The sequence below is a fragment of the Bacillus sp. FSL W8-0183 genome, from assembly GCF_038006825.1.
GTDB classification, from domain to species: Bacteria; Bacillota; Bacilli; order Bacillales; family Bacillaceae; genus Bacillus; species Bacillus altitudinis.
This window is the reverse complement of sequence record NZ_JBBOVY010000001.1, coordinates 1,207,218-1,226,641: the sequence shown is the minus strand read 5'-3', so window position 1 is coordinate 1,226,641 and position 19,424 is coordinate 1,207,218. Positions and strand designations below refer to the sequence as shown.

18 protein-coding genes and 1 riboswitch are annotated in these 19,424 nt (G+C 41.5%); of the genes, 7 read left to right on the top strand and 11 right to left on the bottom strand.

Annotation, left to right across the window (positions count from 1 at the left end):
• Positions 1 to 8 precede the first annotated feature (8 nt).
• The 6 genes from argJ to NSQ64_RS06340 all read right to left on the bottom strand — a co-directional run bounded on the left by argJ (position 9) and on the right by NSQ64_RS06340 (position 5,679).
• Positions 9 to 1,229 carry a bifunctional ornithine acetyltransferase/N-acetylglutamate synthase gene (argJ, locus tag NSQ64_RS06365; RefSeq protein ID WP_039167371.1) on the bottom strand — a complete coding sequence of 407 codons (1,221 nt, stop codon included), beginning with the start codon at positions 1,227 to 1,229 and terminating at the stop codon, positions 9 to 11.
• Between the two features lie 20 nt (positions 1,230 to 1,249).
• The gene (gene argC, locus NSQ64_RS06360) at positions 1,250 to 2,287 is read right to left on the bottom strand and encodes an N-acetyl-gamma-glutamyl-phosphate reductase (protein WP_268381755.1); all 1,038 of its coding nucleotides are present in this window, start codon (positions 2,285 to 2,287) and stop codon (positions 1,250 to 1,252) included.
• Positions 2,288 to 2,425: 138 nt separating this feature from the next.
• On the bottom strand, positions 2,426 to 2,974 hold the full coding sequence (locus NSQ64_RS06355) for an MFS transporter (protein ID WP_008348533.1): 549 nt from the start codon (positions 2,972 to 2,974) through the stop codon (positions 2,426 to 2,428).
• A complete protein-coding gene (locus NSQ64_RS06350; protein ID WP_249855767.1) occupies positions 2,971 to 4,416 on the bottom strand; it encodes an FAD-binding oxidoreductase in 1,446 nt (481 codons plus the stop codon). The genes NSQ64_RS06355 and NSQ64_RS06350 overlap by 4 nt, the downstream gene beginning before the upstream one ends.
• Before the next feature lie 122 nt (positions 4,417 to 4,538).
• Positions 4,539 to 4,847: a metal-sulfur cluster assembly factor gene (locus NSQ64_RS06345; RefSeq protein WP_003211530.1), complete on the bottom strand. Its 309-nt coding sequence runs from the start codon at positions 4,845 to 4,847 to the stop codon at positions 4,539 to 4,541.
• Between the two features lie 46 nt (positions 4,848 to 4,893).
• Positions 4,894 to 5,679 (bottom strand): alpha/beta fold hydrolase, encoded by a 786-nt coding sequence (locus tag NSQ64_RS06340; protein WP_024720048.1) that lies wholly within the window; start codon positions 5,677 to 5,679, stop codon positions 4,894 to 4,896.
• A 137-nt stretch (positions 5,680 to 5,816) separates the two neighbouring features.
• On the opposite strand from NSQ64_RS06340, the gene NSQ64_RS06335 reads away from it, so the two are divergent.
• The 3 genes from NSQ64_RS06335 to NSQ64_RS06325 all read left to right on the top strand — a co-directional run bounded on the left by NSQ64_RS06335 (position 5,817) and on the right by NSQ64_RS06325 (position 7,058).
• The gene (locus NSQ64_RS06335; RefSeq protein WP_008348537.1) at positions 5,817 to 6,629 is read left to right on the top strand and encodes a Cof-type HAD-IIB family hydrolase; all 813 of its coding nucleotides are present in this window, start codon (positions 5,817 to 5,819) and stop codon (positions 6,627 to 6,629) included.
• A gap of 88 nt (positions 6,630 to 6,717) precedes the next feature.
• A complete protein-coding gene (locus NSQ64_RS06330) occupies positions 6,718 to 6,870 on the top strand; it encodes a hypothetical protein (protein WP_008348539.1) in 153 nt (50 codons plus the stop codon).
• The gene (locus NSQ64_RS06325; RefSeq protein ID WP_008348541.1) at positions 6,867 to 7,058 is read left to right on the top strand and encodes a DUF3813 domain-containing protein; all 192 of its coding nucleotides are present in this window, start codon (positions 6,867 to 6,869) and stop codon (positions 7,056 to 7,058) included. The genes NSQ64_RS06330 and NSQ64_RS06325 overlap by 4 nt, the downstream gene beginning before the upstream one ends.
• A 40-nt stretch (positions 7,059 to 7,098) precedes the next feature.
• Here the strand turns inward: NSQ64_RS06325 and NSQ64_RS06320 are convergent, their stop codons facing one another.
• Together NSQ64_RS06320 and NSQ64_RS06315 are read right to left on the bottom strand one after the other, a co-directional pair.
• The gene (locus tag NSQ64_RS06320; RefSeq protein WP_341015628.1) at positions 7,099 to 7,554 is read right to left on the bottom strand and encodes a BsuPI-related putative proteinase inhibitor; all 456 of its coding nucleotides are present in this window, start codon (positions 7,552 to 7,554) and stop codon (positions 7,099 to 7,101) included.
• A gap of 14 nt (positions 7,555 to 7,568) precedes the next feature.
• Entirely contained in the window at positions 7,569 to 8,411 is an 843-nt protein-coding gene (locus tag NSQ64_RS06315) for a YitT family protein (protein WP_007499067.1), read from the bottom strand.
• Between the two features lie 140 nt (positions 8,412 to 8,551).
• Between NSQ64_RS06315 and NSQ64_RS06310 the strand changes: the two genes are divergently transcribed.
• Complete coding sequence (locus NSQ64_RS06310; RefSeq protein WP_008348544.1) at positions 8,552 to 9,409, top strand: DegV family protein; 858 nt, start codon at positions 8,552 to 8,554, stop codon at positions 9,407 to 9,409.
• A 41-nt stretch (positions 9,410 to 9,450) separates the two neighbouring features.
• Here the strand turns inward: NSQ64_RS06310 and NSQ64_RS06305 are convergent, their stop codons facing one another.
• From NSQ64_RS06305 to NSQ64_RS06295, 3 genes are all read right to left on the bottom strand, one after another.
• On the bottom strand, positions 9,451 to 11,100 hold the full coding sequence (locus NSQ64_RS06305; protein WP_341015625.1) for a methyl-accepting chemotaxis protein: 1,650 nt from the start codon (positions 11,098 to 11,100) through the stop codon (positions 9,451 to 9,453).
• Positions 11,097 to 12,074, bottom strand: a complete 978-nt coding sequence (locus tag NSQ64_RS06300) for a BMP family lipoprotein (RefSeq protein WP_025207132.1) — start codon at positions 12,072 to 12,074, stop codon at positions 11,097 to 11,099. Before NSQ64_RS06300 ends, NSQ64_RS06305 begins: the two co-directional genes overlap by 4 nt.
• Positions 12,075 to 12,231: 157 nt before the next feature.
• On the bottom strand, positions 12,232 to 13,080 hold the full coding sequence (locus NSQ64_RS06295) for a CvfB family protein (RefSeq protein WP_072367614.1): 849 nt from the start codon (positions 13,078 to 13,080) through the stop codon (positions 12,232 to 12,234).
• 226 nt (positions 13,081 to 13,306) lie between these two features.
• On the opposite strand from NSQ64_RS06295, the gene NSQ64_RS06290 reads away from it, so the two are divergent.
• The 3 genes from NSQ64_RS06290 (at position 13,307) to metH (ending at position 19,330) form a co-directional block, all read left to right on the top strand.
• Positions 13,307 to 13,798, top strand: a complete 492-nt coding sequence (locus tag NSQ64_RS06290; RefSeq protein WP_024720044.1) for a YajQ family cyclic di-GMP-binding protein — start codon at positions 13,307 to 13,309, stop codon at positions 13,796 to 13,798.
• 81 nt (positions 13,799 to 13,879) lie between these two features.
• Positions 13,880 to 13,998: riboswitch (SAM riboswitch) on the top strand.
• A gap of 78 nt (positions 13,999 to 14,076) precedes the next feature.
• Positions 14,077 to 15,918 carry a bifunctional homocysteine S-methyltransferase/methylenetetrahydrofolate reductase gene (locus NSQ64_RS06285; RefSeq protein ID WP_008348554.1) on the top strand — a complete coding sequence of 614 codons (1,842 nt, stop codon included), beginning with the start codon at positions 14,077 to 14,079 and terminating at the stop codon, positions 15,916 to 15,918.
• The gene (gene metH / locus NSQ64_RS06280; protein ID WP_341015618.1) at positions 15,902 to 19,330 is read left to right on the top strand and encodes a methionine synthase; all 3,429 of its coding nucleotides are present in this window, start codon (positions 15,902 to 15,904) and stop codon (positions 19,328 to 19,330) included. Before NSQ64_RS06285 ends, metH begins: the two co-directional genes overlap by 17 nt.
• Positions 19,331 to 19,424 lie beyond the last annotated feature (94 nt).

The window sequence follows — 19,424 nt, the reverse complement described above, 5'->3', positions numbered from 1 at the left end:
CTCCTTCATTATGTGCGATAGCTCGCGTTAATTTTCACATAATCATAGGTAAGGTCACAGCCCCATGCTGCCGCTTCACCATTTCCTTCATTCATTTGAATGAAAATCGTAATCTCATCCTGCTCTAGATACGCTTTTGCTTCCTCTTCTGAGAAAGACTGAGGTTCATTATGTTTAAACAGACATTGCCCGCCTAGGTAAACTTCAACCTCTTCTGGCGTGACAGAAGCTGCGCTATGACCGATTGCTCCAATAATCCGTCCCCAGTTGGCGTCCGTACCGTATACGGCTGTTTTCACAAGACTTGAACCTACGATTTTTTTTGCAATAATTCCCGCTTCTAAGTTGTTTTTAGCACCAACAACTTTCGCTTCGATTAATTTGGTTGCGCCTTCTCCGTCTCTTGCAATCTCTTTTGCTAGATCTTCACAGGCTAGTTTTAATCCTTCTTTAAACAATGGCCATTCTGGATGTTCTTCATTCAGTGCCTGGTTTTCTGCCATTCCATTTGCCATCACAAGCACCATATCGTTAGTTGATGTTTCTCCATCGACGGTAATTTGATTAAACGTCACATCTGTAATGTCACGAAGAGCATTTTGCAAAGCTTCTTGTTCGACATTTGCATCGGTTGTGACAAACCCGAGCATTGTTGCCATGTTCGGATGAATCATACCAGAGCCCTTTGCTGCACCAGAAATGAGAATCTCTTTCCCGTCTATCGTCAAGGAGTATGTCGTATTTTTAATGACTGTATCTGTTGTTAAAATCGCTTCTTCAAAGTGGCCATTTCCTGCTTTTGCTTCTTTTAGCTGAGCGATGCCTGTTTTGATTTTATCCATATCCAGACACTCTCCAATGACACCAGTAGAAGAAACAGCAATGTAATCAGGCTCTGTGCCTAACATGTCTGCACAGGCTGCCTGCATGTCGTATGCATCTTTTAATCCCTGCTCACCTGTACATGCGTTGGCGATGGCACTATTGACAATGACACCTTTTAGTTTGCCCGTCTTTTTCAAGCTTTTTTGTGTGACTTGAAGAGGCGCAGCTTGAAAGTGACTTTGAGTGTATACCGCTGCACTCGCTGCTGGTACTTCACTGATGATCAAGCCAAGGTCTTTTTTTGAATAGCGTAATCCTATATGAATCCCCTTTGCTTCAAAACCTTTTGGTGATGATACGTCCCCGTCTATTTTGACAATACTTTTTTCATTCAATTCGATCATGTTTGTTGTCTCCCCTGTTCTTATGGATAGAGAGGTGTCATTGTGAGGCCCGCCTCTTCATGTAAGCCTTTGATGATGTTGAAGTTTTGAACCGCTTGGCCGGCTGCACCTTTCATGAGATTATCTATGACAGATACAATCGTCAGTCTCCCTGTTCGCTCATCTAAATGAAAACCAATGTCACAGAAGTTACTGCCGTATACTTCTTTTGTTTGCGGATATATCCCATGATCTCTCACTCTTACAAAATAGGAATCTTCATAAAAGTCCTTCATCCGTTTCATTAATTCTTCTTTTGTGATATCTGATTTCAATTGTGTATACATCGTCGCCATAATCCCTCTTGTCATCGGGACAAGGTGTGTTGAAAATGTGATGTTCGCCGTTTGCGGGTTCCATTCTCTAAGTACTTGTTCTATTTCAGGTGTGTGCTGATGTTCATTCACCTTATAAATTTTAAAGTTATCGTTCAGCTCTGAAAAATGTGTGCCAAGTGAGGCTGATCGTCCTGCACCGGACACCCCGGTTTTTGCATCTATTATGATCATAGATTCATCGATTAAATTCTGTTTCATCAGCGGTGCTAAACCTAGAAGAACTGCAGTAGGAAAGCAGCCTGGGTTTGCAATGACTTCCGCTTGCTTAATGGTTTCACGATTCAATTCAGATAATCCGTATACAGCTTGTTGAACCGATGCTTCATCCGCTGCCCTTCGTTTATACCACGCTTCATAAACAGTTCCATCTTGAATGCGCAAGTCACCTGATAAATCAATAATTGGCACCCCTTGATTCATGAGCTTCGGTGTGAGTTCACTTGAAACGCCTGCTGGTGTCGCTAAAAACACAGCATCTGTTTCTTGCACAATGGCAGCCGGATCAATGGCTTTTAATGTTTGGTCAGTAATCGTTGTCAGATGCGGATAAGATTGACTGTATAATTGCCCATCACCACTTGATGAATACAATATACATTCCTCCACATGTGGATGCTGCTTAAAGATACGAACTAATTCCGCACCACCGTACCCTGTAGCACCTATAATACCTATTTTCAACGTCAATACACCCTCTTGATCTTTGTGAAATTATTTAACATTATAACATGTATAAAAATTAATTCAATTGCATATTTAATATTTGTTTTCATTTTTTTTCATAAAAAAATCCACATATCTTCGTGAGACATGCGGATTTTATCTATTGTTCTTCATATTGAGGACCAGAAGCGCACTGCATAAATATAATAGGGAACTTGCATAAAAAATCAAATGAATGGTGAAGAAATCAGCAAACAGGCCGCCAAGCATAATGGCGATGGATGAAAAAAGCGCTGTCCAAAAATGATAGTGCCCAACTTCTTTCATTCGCTTTTTCTCATTTGTGAGTTCGGTGACGAGTAGTTTCTCTCCGTGCTTCTGAACACCACCTAGCACACCTAAGGCAAGCTGAATCATATAAACTTGCTCTACTTCTGTGATATGTGGAAAAAGTAGAAGAAGAAACGCCATACCAAACGAATGAATGATTAAAAAGAGACGCCTGTCGGTCGTTTCAGGAAGTTTTCCTAATAATAAATGAATGAACGCACCGCTCAAACCAAACAGACCATAAGCAAGACCAAATTGAGAATAGCTCGACCCAACATTTTTAATAAAAAGAATATAAAAAGGGAAAATGAGACTACTGGCGAAAAACAGTAGACTTTGTGAATAGACGAACCATTTCATTGCTTTAGCATTCATTGTGTATTGTACCTTTCATAAAAGTAGTTGATAAATCTGCCATCTGGATCTGCTTGCTTTTTCTTTTGAAAGAATAGATCGGTTTTTGGATACGCTTGTTTCATTTGTGCTTTCGTTTGATACGGCATGTATGGTAAGTAATAGCTTCCATGGTGCCGCAAGGTGATATCTGTCATTTGCCGGATGACCCGCTCTGCTTCTGCCTTCTCTTCTTTCTCAAAACCATAATTCACTAACAAAACAAGTGCAAACATATCTTCTTTCGCATATGAGAGATCCGCTTTTTCATTTTTTTGTACGTAGCGGATCGTGATGTTCATTAAATTCAATTCTTCCTGTTGTAAAAAGCTTCTCATGTCATCGATATACGCACGAAAACGATCAACTGGAACAAAGTATTCTTGAAGCACATCGGTATCTGACTCATTTTCATATTCTAAAAAAGCAGAATCAGACCGCATCACGTTATTTCTTGTGATCAGCTGGTCATTTTGACTTTGAAAATACTTTTTTTGCAAGTTCCATAGCAAATCTTTCCCCATATCAAATCTTCTCGAAAGGCCGAGCATAAATTTTAAAGGGATGACGAGCTGATCTTCTTTGAGCTCGCGGTATGGATCAATCTGTTGATCAGAAGTAAGCGAATAATTCGTCACATACATCTCTTTCAAAAAATTTGTTTTCGCTGTAGAGATTCTTGCGAGATGCATGCGCACTTCTTTATTGTTCTTTACATGCTTTTGAAAATAATCAGTGTATTCATCGAAGTGTAAAGAGGTTGTCTCCATTTTATATAATTCATCCTTTGTTAAGGAAAGCTCAACATCTAAAATGACACCGAATAAGCCGTATCCTCCAATCACGGCAGTAAATAAATCATCGCTAGGCTTTACTGTGATGATCTCTCCATCTGCTTTTAACAGTGTGAAAGAGCGCACGGTGTCAATGAGTGAGCCGTAGCGAATGTCACGTCCATGTGCATTTGCACTTAACGAGCCACCAATCGTAAAGATGTTTTGAGATTGCATCACCTTTACTGCAAGACCATATGGGTTCACATATTTTTGAATATCATCCCATGTGGCGCCGCTCTGGACCCGAATGGTCTTCTTTTTTTCATGAAATGACACGATTCGGCGAAATTTCGTCATGTCTAGTACAATGCCATTTTCATAATACGTGTGGCCGCCCATACTATGCTGCTTTCCGGCGATTGAAATGGGCAGATTCTTCTCTTTTGCTTCTTCTAATACTTCTTTTAAAGATTCTATTTCTTTTCCTTGCACGACTTTTTTTATTTTGACCGGCATGAGGTGACTCACATCTGTAAACGCATCAAGTCCTTGTCTTTTGTGTGCTTGACCTTCACGTATAGAGACTGATGCAAAAAAGGCAGCGCCATATCCCATCAAAAGAACGATCCATATCCACTTTCGTTTCATTATAGGTACTCCGTTCTATAAAATTACATCCATTATATCAAGCCATACTCCTCCTCTACCTTAATTTTTCATAAAAAAACCTGGTACGAGTTCAACTCATACCAGGCATTTTTCGTATTTACTTATTGAATACCAAGCGCAATTTTAGCGTATCTTGACATTTTGTCACGTGTCCAAGGTGGATTCCATACGATGTGAACTTCTGTTTCTTTCACTTCAGGCAAGTCACTTAATGCTTTTTTCACTTCATCCACGATAACTGGTGCTAGGGGACACCCCATTGATGTTAAAGTCATCGTGATATCCGCTTTTCCATTCTCATCAAGATCGACATCATAGACAAGTCCAAGGTTGACGATGTCTACGTTTAACTCAGGGTCAATCACCTGTTCTAGGGCGCCTAAAATATTTTCTTTCAATGCTTCATCCATGATATCCACTCCTTTTTCAACTAGTATAACGTACTTTTCCTTTTGGCTAAACGTTTGTGCTTTTCAGGTGTGTCACAAACCAGTCAATGGTTTCAAACATTGCTTGTCTTGAGACCTTATGGCCAGCCTGTCCATCTGTGATAAAACGAATCAGGTGCGGATCTTCTTTATATTGGGTTTCTGCTAACTCGTCATAAAGAGCTTTTGCATGTCTGTAAGGGACAACTGGATCGTTTTCTGCATGCCAGAATAACAGCGGTCTTTTGTTTAATCGATCTGTTTGCAGCGTTAAATCATAAGGGCGCAGCGCGTCTAATTGCTGATGAACCTCTTCATCTGTAATCTCTTTCATCAACCCTTTGTGCCGCATGTCCATAATTTGTGCTTGTAGGAATGTCGTATATTTCGGACTGCCCATCAAGCTGACTGCCGCTTTAATCCAATCATGTTTTGCGAGTGCACCAAAGGTCGTGATGCCTCCCATGGAAGTACCAGCAACACCTATTAGATCGGCTTCAATCAATTGTTTTTCTTGAAAATATGTTTTTAAGATATCGATTTCACGGATTTCGTTCAGGACGATTTCCCAAAACTTTGATGCCAGTTCCTCTAAGCTGAGGTTTTCTGATCTTACACCATGATAAGCACAGTCAGGCAAAATGACTCTCATGCCTTTTTCCGCCAAATGAAAGGCGAAGTGTAAGTTGTGCTCGCGTGCACTTGTAAATCCATGAATAAAAAATACAAGCGGCATCGGTTTATCTTTATTTTCAGCTTTTACGATATGTAAAAATGGAATATCGTGCGTCTTTTGCTCATCAATGGTGATCACAGCCTATGAATCCTCCTTTATCATTCCCGTCTTTGTTTATTTTAACATGTAGACAACGAAGATGTGATAAAGATACACTATAGGTGGAGGCACCCGCACCAGTTGCCTCCTATTACTTACAGATCAAAGGAGATTTTATGGAGACTAAACCTTATCTAATCGCACTTGACCTGGATGGCACGTTATTAAAAGACGATAAAACGATTTCTGCACACACACTTGATGTCATTCAAAAAGTGAAAGACAGCGGGCATCATGTCTGTATTTCAACTGGCCGGCCATTTCGTTCCAGCTCTCCTTATTATCAGCAATTGCAGCTCGATTCACCGATTGTGAACTTTAATGGAGCGTTTGTCCATCATCCTCTTGATGAAAAATGGGGCAGATTTCACACATCACTTGATCTTCAAGTCGTGAAACAGCTTGTGGATATTAGTGAGGAATATAAAGTACACAATGTGTTAGCTGAAGTGCTAGACGATTTGTATTTCCATTATCATGATGAAAAGCTCATTGATATATTTAATATGAATGCAAACAAAGTGACCGTTGGAGACCTTCGGAACAATCTTGGAGAGAATGTCACAAGCGTCTTAATTCACGCAAAAGAAGAAGACGTCGGAGCGATTCGGAGCTATTTGACAGATGTTCATGCAGAAGTCATTGACCACAGACGCTGGGCTGCTCCGTGGCATGTCATTGAAATCATTAAAACAGGTATGAACAAAGCCGTTGGACTGCAAAAGATCAGTGATTATTACGGTGTGCCTCAGGAGCGGATTGTGGCATTCGGAGATGAAGACAATGATTTAGAGATGCTTGAATTTGCTGGATGCGGGGTTGCCATGGGCAACGGGATTGATGCAGTGAAACGCGTCTCTAATGAAGTGACAGATACGAATGAACAAGATGGGATTGCAAAATTCCTAACGAATTACTTCTCGCTTTAATTTTTCCATTCATACATAGCAGGTCGAAGCGGGCATACTACCGTTAGACAGGTTGTCCTGTCAGCTTGTGTAAAGGGGCGGATTCCGAATGGGTAAAAGAAGCAAATCGAAACGCTTTATACAACAAGGTAAAGATTCAGTCAGTCTACATGACGCACGTTTTCCGTATCGTTCCACACTTGAAGAAGCTGCGGAGGACAGGGGAAATATGAAGACTGATGCTTCTGGAGGTTCATTGTGAGAAACGAACTTTTTGATCAAGCCAAATCATTTACTGAAGAAGCCCTTACTTCTTCATTTCCATCTGGTTTAGAGCGTCAACAAGCAGTTCAGCGAGCTAAAAACGCCGTATCATCTGCATTTGCTAATTCGACAGATGCAGAAAGAAACCAGCTGCATACGTTCCAAGACCTGCTTGATGATCTTTAACGAAAAAAGCTGTCCGCTTTGTGGACAGCTTTTCTTATGCTTATTTCACTTGGAACGTTTTCTTCTCAGTGATTTGCTTTAGCCCTTCTGCTTTTCCTTTAAATGTGACGACCGCTTCATACGTTCCCGGCTCCACACCGTTTGACCACGTATCTTGGAAGTCATATGTTTTATCTGCTTTCAGCACAAAGGATTGGATGGCTTGTGTGAACATACGGTCTTTCGAGTAACGGTATTTTTCATTTCCGTCTTCATCGTACACACTCAATTCGAATTTTTGACTTGTGTTAAACGTGAATTCAATATCTCGATCTGATTCATTTTTTAGTGACATATGAAATTGAACCGAAGAACCTTTTTGGACGGGGTCTACTGTGAGTACAACGGTTTTTTCTCCCATTTGACCGGATACCTCCTTGTCTGGTTCATCCTTTTTTTGTTGTCCACAAGCTGTTAAAACCAATAGAACGAGAAAAAGCACTAACCCTTTTTTCATCTTCTACCCACCTTTTAATCTCGTCTGAAAAATCCAAGAATATTGGTTGTTTGAACAATATTTGTAAAGGCTTTTGGATCGACTTCCTTTATAATTTGTTCAAGTTCATACAGCTCATACCTTGTAATGACAATGACCATCATTTCTTTTTGTTCATTGGTAAATGCCCCTTTTGCCGGAACAGTCGTAATCCCTCTGACCATTTTTCCATAAATGGCTTCTTTGATTTCATCTGCTTTCTTTGTCACAATCATGGCGGTCAGCTTTTCATGTCTCGTATGGATGGCATCAATTACCCTAGTCGTCACATATAATGTGACAAGGGTATATAAAGCTTTCTCCCAACCTTGTAACAATCCTGCTGTAAAAATGATAATTCCGTTTAAAATGAAGAAATACGTGCCCACTGGTTTGTCTTTCCATTTCGCTAAAATCATCGCAATAATGTCAAGGCCGCCTGTAGATGCCCCATATTTCAGTGTAATCCCAATGCCAAGTGCAGAAATGACTCCGCCAAATACAGCATTTAATAAAATATCTTCAGAAACACTTGTCTCTGGTAAAATGCCGAGGAAAATCGTTGTCAGTGCCACACTAATAATGCTATACAAAGTAAAGGAACGACCAACCTTCATCCAGCCTAAAATGCCGACCGGAATGTTTAAAATAAATAATAGGATCCCTGTTGATAAATAAAACGGTGCATATTGATCGATTAAACTAGATAACAGCTGGGCAACCCCTGTAAAACCACTTGCATATACGTCAGCAGGGATTAAAAATAAATTCAGCCCAATCGCATTGAGTAAGGCACCAATGACGACGACGATGAATTTTTTTGCTTCTCCAATGAACATGTTGTCATTCCTCCACTTACCATTCTCTCTATGGTTTTCCCTAAAATTTAGAATTTGAACACGAAAAAATGATTTTCTATGATATAGTTAGGCTAAAAAGATGTAAAATATGGTTGATTTTTTAGAAAGAAGGGATTTTGATGACTGTTCATATCATAGCAGACAGTGCTGCTGATCTGCCTCTTTCTTATTATGATGAACAAAACATGACACTCATTCCGCTGCGTGTGTTACTCGGCGAGCAGGAATTTGAGGATTTGATCACCATTGAACCAAAACAAGTATTTGATGCGATGAGACAAGGTGCAAGTCCAAAAACATCACAAGCTTCACCGAACCGGATCAAAGAAGCCTTTGTTTCTGCGGCCCAAACCCATACATCCGCTATCTATGTTGCCTTTTCATCAGAGCTTTCAGGTACATACCAAACCGCTGTGATGATGGCAAACGAAGTGAAGGAAGAATACCCTGATTTCGATTTACGAATCATTGATTCTAAATGTGCTTCACTTGGTTATGGACTAGCTGTCAAACACGCTCAATCACTTGCCATTGACGGAAATACAATACAAGAAATTGAAACGTCTGTAAAGCATTTTTGTGAATCTTTACAACATATTTTTACTGTAGACGATTTATCGTATTTAGCAAGAGGCGGAAGAATCAGTAAAGCGTCCGCATTTGTTGGCGGATTGTTAAGTATTAAACCCATTTTACACGTTGAGGATGGAAAACTGATACCCCTTGAAAAAATTCGTGGCCGTAAAAAATTATTGAAACGCATTATCGAGCTGATGAAAGAACGCGGATCTGACTGGTCTAGTCAAACTGTTGGCATTAGTCATGGAGATGACCCTGCACTTGCAGAAGAAATGAGACAATTAATCGAAGCGGAATTTCACCCAAAAGAAATCGACATCCAGGTCATCGGCGCGGCTGTTGGGTCCCACTCAGGCCCTAGCACACTTGCCATCTTCTTTACAGGCAGCCCATCATAAAAAGCACCCTTCCCTGAAACATCACGGGAAGGGTGCTTTTCTTATGATAGCTTAAATCGGTGAACGGTTTCGTTTAACCTTGCTGTCATACTCATCAGTTCTTCTACTTGTTTGTTCATTTGATGGAAAGATTGCAACTGTTCGTTTGCCGAGGCAGAAATTTCTTCGCTGCCCGCTGCCGTTTCTTCTACAACGGCACTAATATTTTCAATCGAGTGCAGCACTTGTCCGCCAAGCTCTGTTGATTGAATAATTTGGTCATTTAAGACCGCCATTTCTTGCTTAATATGTTGTGCTTTTGTTTCTATATCTTCAAAGGAGTGTGAGGTTTTGTCCATTGCATCTTGTTGCTGAAGTGATAGCTTGACCCCTTCTTGTACAGTTTGGCTAATGGATTGAATGCCTTTTTCAATATGACTCACCATGTCAAAAATTTGTCTTGTTGCACGAGACGATTCATCTGCCAGCTTACGAATTTCGTCCGCTACGACGGCAAACCCTTTGCCAGCTTCTCCTGCTCTTGCCGCTTCAATCGCCGCATTGAGTGAGAGGAGGTTTGTCTGGTCCGCAATATCAGAAACCGTTTTGGCCATTGCGGAGATTCCGCTTGCGTACTGAGTGAATTCTCCTGCTGACTCTTCAATTTGTCTCGTCGCACGTGTATTTTTTTCAATGGTTGCTTTTGTTTCTGTTAACGTGTGCTTTCCGCTTTCCACCGCTTCAATGGCATCCTCTGTACTACGGATGACTGTATGTGATCTTTCGGAATTCTTACGGCCATGTGAATCCATTTTCTCAATCAAACTAACGCCATGCTGAAGGTCTTCTGAAATCGCTTGTGAACCATTCGCCATTTCGTCTGTCGATACAGACACTTGATTGGCTGATTCCATAAGCTTTTTGTTTTCATCATCTAGCTGAATCGAGAATGATTCCACTTGACTTGAGACATGACTGATTTCTTGAATCAAGCTAATCAGCTGATTCGTCATTTGATTGAACGACTCATTTAAGCCACCGATTTCATCTTTCCGCTTGATGTCCATCCGCTCCACAGCGAGGTTTCCTTCTGCAATCTGTTTTGCCCGATAAGAAAGGGATTTGATTGGCGTCACAATGGATCTCGTTAAACCAATATTTAAAAAGACGGCGATGACAATCAGCGTGAGGGCTGCGACAGATGCGCTTGTGATGATCCTTTGCACATTGTCTGCCGCCTCCTCTAAATGGTATTCATACGCTTCTTGTGCTCTTTTATTCATCGTATGCACGTCGTTTAAAACACCGTCAATTCTGGCAGCTACTCGTCTGGCATCAGAGGCATTTTTTTCACCAATGGCATTGTTTGCTTCTTGCGTCCATGTGTCAAACTTTGAATTTAACCGTGTTAGGGCTTCTTTGTTCATATTTCCTGCGTTTTTGTTTAAAGTTTGCAGCTGTTTTTTCGCTGTCGATATATCGCTTTGAACCACCTCTAGCTGTTCATCTGAAAGGGTCATGGAATAATTGGTCATGGCTTGTTCGACACTTTCAAAGCTGGCCTTCGTTTTTTGTACGTTCAGTAAGGTTTGAACTTCTGTTTCGCTTGATGACTGAATCTTTGTCATGCTCACAATAATAAAGGCAATTACGCCAACCGCTAAAAGAAGTGAAATGAGTGAGTTGAGCAAAATTTTGATGCGTAAGCTCATGATGCTGCCCCCTCTTCTTTCAGAAGTGTCTGCTTCAGTCCATTTAATTTTTTGGTCAATTTCTCAGCATCTTTGAGCACCCGGATTCTTGCCATATCGATTCCGTCATTACTTAAGTCATAGACGATATGTCCGCTTTTGATTTTGCTGCTTTTGACGAGCTGTTCGCTGAATTGATAAACGACTTCATCTACTTTTTTGACCATAGACGAAATAACGGCTTTTTCAGCTGTATAATACTGATCGCTGTCCACGCCGATTGCATATTTGCCTTGCGTTTGCGCTTCTTTTAATACACCAACACCCGTATAACCGGCTGCGGCATATAAAACATCTGCTTTCTTTTTGATCATGTCTTTCGCTATTTTACTGCCTTTGCCTGCATCACTAAATGTGCCAGCATACGTGGATACGACCTTGATTTTCGGATTCACAGATTTTGCGCCTTTTTGATAGCCTTGTTCAAATCGGTGGATCACCTCTGCATCGACTCCGCCAACAAAACCAATAACATCACTTTTTGTTGTCATGGCAGCAAGTGCTCCCGCTAGATAGCTGCCCTGCTCTTCTTTAAAAGTCACTGATGTGACATTTTTCAGTTCAGACACAGCATCAATGAGTAAAAATTGCTTTTTCGGATATTTTTTCGCTACCTTTTCTAAGTCTTCTTGCATACTGAAACCTACACCGATGATCAGGTCATTTCCATCTTTCACAAGCTCGGTCAGCCCTTTTTCATATGTATCGGTTTCTGCAATTTCTCTATAATCGAATTCAATGCCAAGCTCATCACGTGCTTTTTCTAATCCTTTAAATGATGAATCGTTAAATGATTGATCACCAAGACCATCATCCGTCAGCATGACACCAATATGCTTCGCATTTGATATCGGTGGTCCTCCCTGCTGATTGCTGCATGAGGCGAGTACCATGATCATCGCTGCCATCAGAAGTAATGAAATCTTCACTTTCATCCAAAAACACACTCCTTTTATCATCCTTACCCCTTATTTATCGGATTTGAGAGTCATTGTTTCAATGATAAAGTGAAGGATTTTCAGCTTTTTTCATGACTTTTTTCACTGAAAAAAACCATTATTTATGACAAAAATAAAAAAAGTGAGCAAATGCTCACTTTTTCTCGTATGTCCATCCTTCTTTTTGGTAAACAAGATCATTTTTCATCAGATGACCTAATGCTCGTTTGAAGGCTGCTTTGCTCATTTGAAATCTTTCCCGGATATCTTCTGGATCACTTTTATCCCCGTAAGGCATTGCACCGTTTCTCGTTCTCATGTAAGTTAAAATTTCTTCTGCATCGACAGATAATGCATCCTGTTTTCTAGGAAGCAGAGAAACGTTCACGGTTCCGTCCTCTTTCACTGCAATGACGCGTCCTGTCACGGTCGATCCTAATCTAGGCTCTTCCTTTCGTTCCGTGCGGTGGATAAATCCACGCACGCCTGTATCTGTCAGCATAAAAGAACCTGTCGCAATTAAGCGATAAATCGTTCCCGTAATTTCTTTGTTCATTAACATTTCTGGCGCCTCAGTAAATAATTCACTGATCACATCTTCAGTGGCTGGTTTTGCGAACATTCTCCCGTAACTTGTCACTTTGAGCATACAGTATAGTTTGTCGCCTTTTTTCGGCCACGCTTCCTCAAAAGGCGGGAGGTGTTCAGTTGCAACAAGTGCATCCTTTGACAAACCTATATCGACAAAAGCACCCATATCTTCTACAACGTCTACGACTTCTACCCAATCGTATGTATGTGCATTGATTTTAGGAATTTTCATCGTCGCTGCCAGTCTTTCCTCATGATCTACATATAGGTAGACCTCTACTTCATCACGATCTCCAATATCCTCTGTCATCTCACTGCGATGTAGGAGAACAGAATCTTCGCCATCTGTTAAAAAGTAGCCGTATTCCATCTCGTTATCTATTTGCAAGGTCAGTTGCTCACCTGGTCTCATGTTCTCTTCCTTCCTATCTGCCCTTAAAAGAGCGTTCGTTCATCTTTTGATTCACTTTATTCTACTATACTTCTGTCATCATGAACATCTCTAGTTCTGTTAGCTAAAGTGGACAAACTGTACTTGAATTATACCGCATGCATCTGAACTCGCTTCGATAAAGTTTCTTCTTCCCCTATTGGCATGATAAAATAGACGCAATATCTATAGTTGGAGGTCATATGTGATGGCAAAAGAAAGTTCATTTGATATTGTTTCGAAGGTGGAGCTGCCAGAGGTGCAAAACGCCATTCAAGCAGCACTGAAAGAAATTAAAAATCGTTATGATTTTAAAGGAAGTAAAAGTGATATTTCACTAGAAAAAGAAGAACTCGTTCTCATTTCTGATGATGACTTCAAGCTGGAGCAGCTAAAGGATGTCCTTGTGACAAAACTGATTAAACGAAACGTACCGACTAAAAACATTGACTATGGAAAAACAGAACATGCCCTAGGTGGAACCGTTCGCCAGCGTGCAAAGCTGATTAGCGGGATTGATAAGGACAATGCCAAAAAGATCAATGCCTTGATCAAACAATCTGGTTTAAAAGTAAAGTCGCAATTTCAGGATGACCAAGTGCGTGTGACAGGAAAAAATAAAGATGATTTACAAGAAGTGATGGCGCTCATGCGCAAGGCAGATTTACCGATTGACGTCCAATTTATAAATTTTCGATAAATTTCAAATTTTCCATTGATTATTTCCGATTTTTTCGATACAGTTGATGGAAGTTCAATTCATTGACATGTTCATATCGCTTTCTTATCAAGAGAGGCAGAGGGACTGGCCCTGTGAAGCCTCAGCAACCGGTGTAGTAGAAATCTATTTTCTATGACCAAGGTGCTAAATCCAGCAAGCAACTGCTTGGAAGATAAGGAGAAGAATTTCAATACAGCCAAAAAGTCTTCTTCTTATCAGAAGGCTTTTTTTGTTACATAGAAATAAGGAGGAAACCAATGGGCCTATTACAAGACTTACAAAATCGCGTACTGATTGCTGATGGAGCAATGGGAACACTTTTATACTCTTATGGCATTGACCGCTGCTTTGAAGAATTAAATTTATCGAAAGAAGATGAAGTCAAAAGAGTGCACGAAGCATATGTGCAAGCTGGAGCGGACATTATTCAAACGAACACATACGGTGCGAATTATATTAAACTATCCCGCTATGGCTTAGAGGAAGAAACAAAACGCATTAACACAAAAGCTGTACAAATTGCCAAAGCAGCCGCTGGCTCAGCTTATGTCCTCGGAACGATCGGCGGCATTCGAACATTTAACAAAAATGCCTACTCTTTAGACGAGATTAAACGGAGCTTTAGAGAACAGCTCTATATCCTTTTAAATGAAGAGCCTGATGGGTTACTGCTTGAAACATATTACGATATTGAAGAAGCAAAAGCCGTTCTTGAGATTGCTCGCAAAGAAACAGCGCTTCCGATTGTCATGAACGTCTCCATGCATGAGCAAGGTGTATTGCAGGACGGTACACCGCTAAAAGACGGCTTATCTGAATTATCCTCACTTGGCGCTGATGTCGTCGGCATTAACTGCCGATTAGGCCCTTATCATATGATTCAGGCACTTGAAGGCGTTCCACTTTTGCAAAATTCGCATTTATCTGTCTATCCAAACAGCAGTCTCCCCTCCCTTGAAGAAGGCAGACTCGTCTATGATACAGATAATGATTATTTCCGAAAAAGTGCACTTGAGTTTAGAAATCAGGGCGCACGAATCATTGGAGGCTGCTGCGGAACAACCCCTCAGCATATAAGCGCCATGGCTGAGGCGGTCAAAGATTTAGCACCTATCACCGAAAAAGAAGTGAAAGTATTAAAAGAAGAAATCATTTCCATCCAAGATCAACGGACAGAACCAGGTCTTGACGAGCTTGCTGTGAAAAAACGTTCGATTATCGTCGAGCTGGACCCGCCGAAGAAGCTGAACTTTGAAAAATTCCTCGTCGCAGCGAACGAATTAAAAAGTGCAGGCATTGATGCCCTCACACTGGCCGATAACTCTCTAGCTACCCCGCGTATTAGCAATGTGGCATGCGGCGCTTTATTAAAACAGCAGCTTGATATGCGTTCACTTGTCCATATCACATGTCGTGATCGCAATTTGATTGGACTCCAATCTCATTTAATGGGGCTAGACACGCTTGGACTAACCGATATTTTAGCCATCACAGGCGATCCGTCTAAAATTGGAGACTTCCCAGGTGCGACATCTGTGTATGATTTAACCTCCTTTGATTTGATCCGTCTGATCAAACAATTTAACGAGGGACTATCTTTCTCCGGGAAGCCGCTCGGGAAAAAGACTAATTTTTCTGTGGCTGGTGCGTTTAATCCAAATGTCCGTCATATTGATAAAGCGGTCAAACGCCTCGAGAAGAAAATTGAATACGGTGCCGATTATTTTATTTCACAACCTGTTTACTCTGAGGAACAGCTTGTGAAGATTCATGAAGAAAGCCGACATTTGGATAAACCGATTTACATCGGTATTATGCCGCTAACAAGCAGCCGAAATGCTGAGTTTATTCATCATGAAATTCCCGGCATTAAATTGTCTGACTCGATTCGTGAGATTATGGCCAAGGCAGGCGAAGATAAAGAAAAGCAGCGGACAGAAGGGTTAGCGATTGCCCGTTCTTTATTAGATACAGCCTGCGAATTGTTTAATGGTATCTATTTAATTACCCCTTTCCTTCGATCAGATTTAACAGCAGAACTGACAACTTACATCCATCAGAAAGAAAAGGAGCCAAACATCCATGCCAACTATCACTGAACAGCTCAAAAAACGCATCCTCGTCCTTGACGGTGCAATGGGCACAATGATTCAAAACGCCGATCTCACAGCAGAGGATTTCGGCGGAGAAGAGTATGAGGGCTGTAACGAATATTTGAACGTCACAGCCCCTCATATAATCTCCACGATTCACCGGCAATATCTTGAAGCAAGTGCAGATTTAATCGAAACAAATACATTCGGCGCGACGAAGCTCGTTCTCGATGAATATGGACTTGGCCATCTCGCCTATGAATTGAACGTAAAAGCAGCTCAGCTGGCAAAGCGTGAAGCAGACCGTTTGTCAACACCAGACTGGCCCCGCTTTGTTGTAGGCGCAATGGGGCCCACTACAAAAACATTATCCGTGACAGGCGGCACAACGTTTGAAGAGCTCGTTGCAAATTATGAAGAACAAGCCCGCGCCCTGATTGATGGAAAATGTGATGCTCTTCTTTTAGAAACAAGTCAAGACATGCTGAATGTCAAAGCTGGATTTAAAGGTATTCAAAAAGCCTTTCACGCAACCGGTATTGAGCTACCACTGATGGTGTCAGGGACGATTGAACCAATGGGCACCACCCTTGCCGGTCAAGATATTGAAGCCTTTTATATCTCACTTGAGCATATGAAACCAATCAGCGTCGGACTAAACTGTGCAACTGGTCCAGAATTTATGACAGACCATATCCGTACACTCTCCTCCATCTCAAAGTCGGCTGTCAGTTGCTATCCAAACGCTGGTCTCCCTGATGAAGAAGGGCAATATCACGAATCCCCTGCTTCGCTTGCTAAAAAAATTGCCGCTTTTGCAAAAGAAGGCTGGTTAAATATCGTCGGCGGCTGCTGCGGTACAACGCCTGCACATATTCAGGCATTGTCAGATGAAGTACGTTCGCTTCAGCCCCGCAGCATGTCGCATGAGTCATCACCGCATACCGTATCAGGCATCGAGCCCCTCATTTATGAAGAAGCGATGCGCCCCCTCTTTGTTGGTGAGCGCACAAATGTCATTGGTTCACGCAAATTCAAACGGCTCATCGCAGAACAAAAGTTTGAAGAGGCGGCAGAAATTGCCCGTGCTCAAGTGAAAAATGGCGCTCACGTCATTGATGTGTGTCTAGCAGACCCTGATCGTGATGAGATAGCAGACATGGAAGGCTTTTTAAAAGAAGCCATGAAAAAAGTGAAAGCTCCTTTTGTCATTGATTCAACCGATAAACATGTCATCGAAAAAGCACTCATGTATTCTCAAGGAAAAGCCATTATCAATTCTATTAATTTAGAGGATGGAGAAGAGCGCTTTGAAGAGATTCTTCCGCTTGTCAAGCTATATGGCGGCGCACTTGTTGTGGGAACAATCGATGAAACAGGGATGGCCGTCACAGCAGATCGAAAACTTGAGATTGCCGTAAGATCCCATGACCTGCTCACGAAAAAATATGGAATCCCTGCGAGTGATATCATTTTTGACCCGCTTGTCTTTCCAGTAGGTACTGGAGACGAACAGTATATTGGTGCTGCTGAAGAGACGATTAAAGGCATTGAGCGAATCAAAGCAGCACTGCCTGAATGTCTCACCATTTTAGGCATTAGTAACGTGTCTTTCGGACTCCCGCCAGTTGGCAGAGAAATATTGAATGCCGTTTATTTGTATCACTGCGTAAAAGCAGGGCTTGATTATGCGATCGTGAATACTGAAAAACTTGAACGCTTCGCTTCAATTCCAAAGGAAGAAATCAAGCTGGCTGAAACTTTACTTTATGAAACAAATGATCAAACCCTTGCTGAGTTCACCCAATTTTATCGCGGGAAAAAGAAAACAGAGAAGAAACCAAAGATCTCCTTATCACTTGATGAAAGGCTGGCACTCTATGTCGTCGAAGGGACGAAAGAAGGCCTGATTGATGATTTGGCCCTTGCTTTGGAGAAATTTGAATCACCTCTTCATGTCATCAATGGACCATTAATGCAGGGAATGTCAGAGGTTGGGCGCCTTTTTAATCAAAACGAATTGATTGTAGCTGAAGTCCTCCAATCCGCTGAGGTCATGAAAGCATCTGTTTCATACCTTGAGCAATTTATGGAGAAAAAGGACGCAAGCGGCAAAGGGAAGATTCTCCTCGCCACCGTCAAAGGCGATGTCCATGATATAGGGAAAAACCTGGTCGACATCATTTTGAGCAATAATGGCTTTCACGTCGTCGATCTCGGAATCAAAGTAACCCCACAAACATTGATTGAAGCGGTGCAAAAAGAAAAGCCAGATATGATTGGATTATCAGGTTTACTTGTCAAATCAGCACAGCAAATGGTCTTGACCGCTCAAGATTTACAAAAAGCAAACATCTCTGTTCCCATTTTGGTGGGCGGCGCGGCGCTTTCCCGGAAGTTTACGAAGATGAAAATTTCGCCTCAATATGATGGGCCCGTCCTTTACGCCAAAGATGCAATGGACGGCCTGTCTTTAGCGAATGAATTAAGAGCGAACCCTCTTCAATTTCAAACAAAACCCTTAGAGGATCAAGAAACACTCCATAAGGAAAAAGAAACAACGCAGCCAAAAGCCGTGATTGAATTACTAGAAAAACGCGCGACACTTCCGGAGGCAGCCATTTTCACGCCAGAAAATACGAAACGCCATTATGTACGGGATATTGATTTGCACCACATTATGCCCTATGTCAATGAGCAGATGCTGATCGGCCATCACCTCGGTTTAAAAGGAAAGGTCAAAAAGCTCTTGGCTGAACAGCATCCAAAAGCATTGGAATTAAAACAGCTGATCACAGATCTTCTTCAAGAAGGCAGAGAGAAAAACTGGTTTGCACCTGCATTCGTCTATCAATTCTTCCCTGCCATTTCAAATGGGAATGACCTGCATATCTACGATCCAGAAGCGCCTGACCGCGTCATTGAGACATTCCAATTTCCAAGACAGGAAAAACTTCCGTACCGGTCTATTTCTGATTATGTGCGGAAAAGCGGAGAGAACGAGAAAGATTATATCGCCTTATTTGCAGTGACGGCTGGTGCCCGCATACGAGAGGTTGCGCAGCAATTTAAACAAGAGGGTGACTATTTGAAAATGCATGCGGTCCAAGCTTTAGCACTTGAGCTTGCAGAAGGATTGGCTGAACGAACGCACCAAGTAATTCGTGATAAATGGGGATTCCCAGACCCAGTCGATTTCACGATGGAGAAACGGTTCCAAGCCAAATATCAAGGTCAGCGCTATTCCTTTGGCTATCCAGCGTGCCCTAATCTAGAAGACCAAGAAAAACTATTCCATCTGCTGCAGCCAGAAAAAATCGGGATTCATCTCACAGAAGGGTTTATGATGGAGCCCGAAGCATCCGTTTCAGCCATTGTCGTTTCTCATCCTGAAGCTCGATATTTTAACGTTCACTAAAAAAACCTCCTGAATGGGAGGTTCTTTTTATAAATAAAAATGGAATAAATATGAAATATTACGTTTATTTACCGATATTATAAATGAAAGTCAT

Excerpts from the sequence above, each read along its gene's own strand:
- argJ (WP_039167371.1), bottom strand. The coding sequence starts at position 1,229 with ATGATCGAATTGAATGAAAAAAGTATTGTCAAAATAGACGGGGACGTA.
- NSQ64_RS06355 (WP_008348533.1), bottom strand. The coding sequence starts at position 2,974 with ATGAATGCTAAAGCAATGAAATGGTTCGTCTATTCACAAAGTCTACTG.
- NSQ64_RS06350 (WP_249855767.1), bottom strand. The coding sequence starts at position 4,416 with ATGAAACGAAAGTGGATATGGATCGTTCTTTTGATGGGATATGGCGCT.
- NSQ64_RS06345 (WP_003211530.1), bottom strand. The coding sequence starts at position 4,847 with ATGGATGAAGCATTGAAAGAAAATATTTTAGGCGCCCTAGAACAGGTG.
- NSQ64_RS06335 (WP_008348537.1), top strand. The coding sequence starts at position 5,817 with ATGGAGACTAAACCTTATCTAATCGCACTTGACCTGGATGGCACGTTA.
- NSQ64_RS06330 (WP_008348539.1), top strand. The coding sequence starts at position 6,718 with ATGGGTAAAAGAAGCAAATCGAAACGCTTTATACAACAAGGTAAAGAT.
- NSQ64_RS06320 (WP_341015628.1), bottom strand. The coding sequence starts at position 7,554 with ATGAAAAAAGGGTTAGTGCTTTTTCTCGTTCTATTGGTTTTAACAGCT.
- NSQ64_RS06315 (WP_007499067.1), bottom strand. The coding sequence starts at position 8,411 with ATGTTCATTGGAGAAGCAAAAAAATTCATCGTCGTCGTCATTGGTGCC.
- NSQ64_RS06310 (WP_008348544.1), top strand. The coding sequence starts at position 8,552 with ATGACTGTTCATATCATAGCAGACAGTGCTGCTGATCTGCCTCTTTCT.
- NSQ64_RS06305 (WP_341015625.1), bottom strand. The coding sequence starts at position 11,100 with ATGAGCTTACGCATCAAAATTTTGCTCAACTCACTCATTTCACTTCTT.
- NSQ64_RS06300 (WP_025207132.1), bottom strand. The coding sequence starts at position 12,074 with ATGAAAGTGAAGATTTCATTACTTCTGATGGCAGCGATGATCATGGTA.
- NSQ64_RS06295 (WP_072367614.1), bottom strand. The coding sequence starts at position 13,080 with ATGAGACCAGGTGAGCAACTGACCTTGCAAATAGATAACGAGATGGAA.
- NSQ64_RS06290 (WP_024720044.1), top strand. The coding sequence starts at position 13,307 with ATGGCAAAAGAAAGTTCATTTGATATTGTTTCGAAGGTGGAGCTGCCA.
- NSQ64_RS06285 (WP_008348554.1), top strand. The coding sequence starts at position 14,077 with ATGGGCCTATTACAAGACTTACAAAATCGCGTACTGATTGCTGATGGA.
- metH (WP_341015618.1), top strand. The coding sequence starts at position 15,902 with ATGCCAACTATCACTGAACAGCTCAAAAAACGCATCCTCGTCCTTGAC.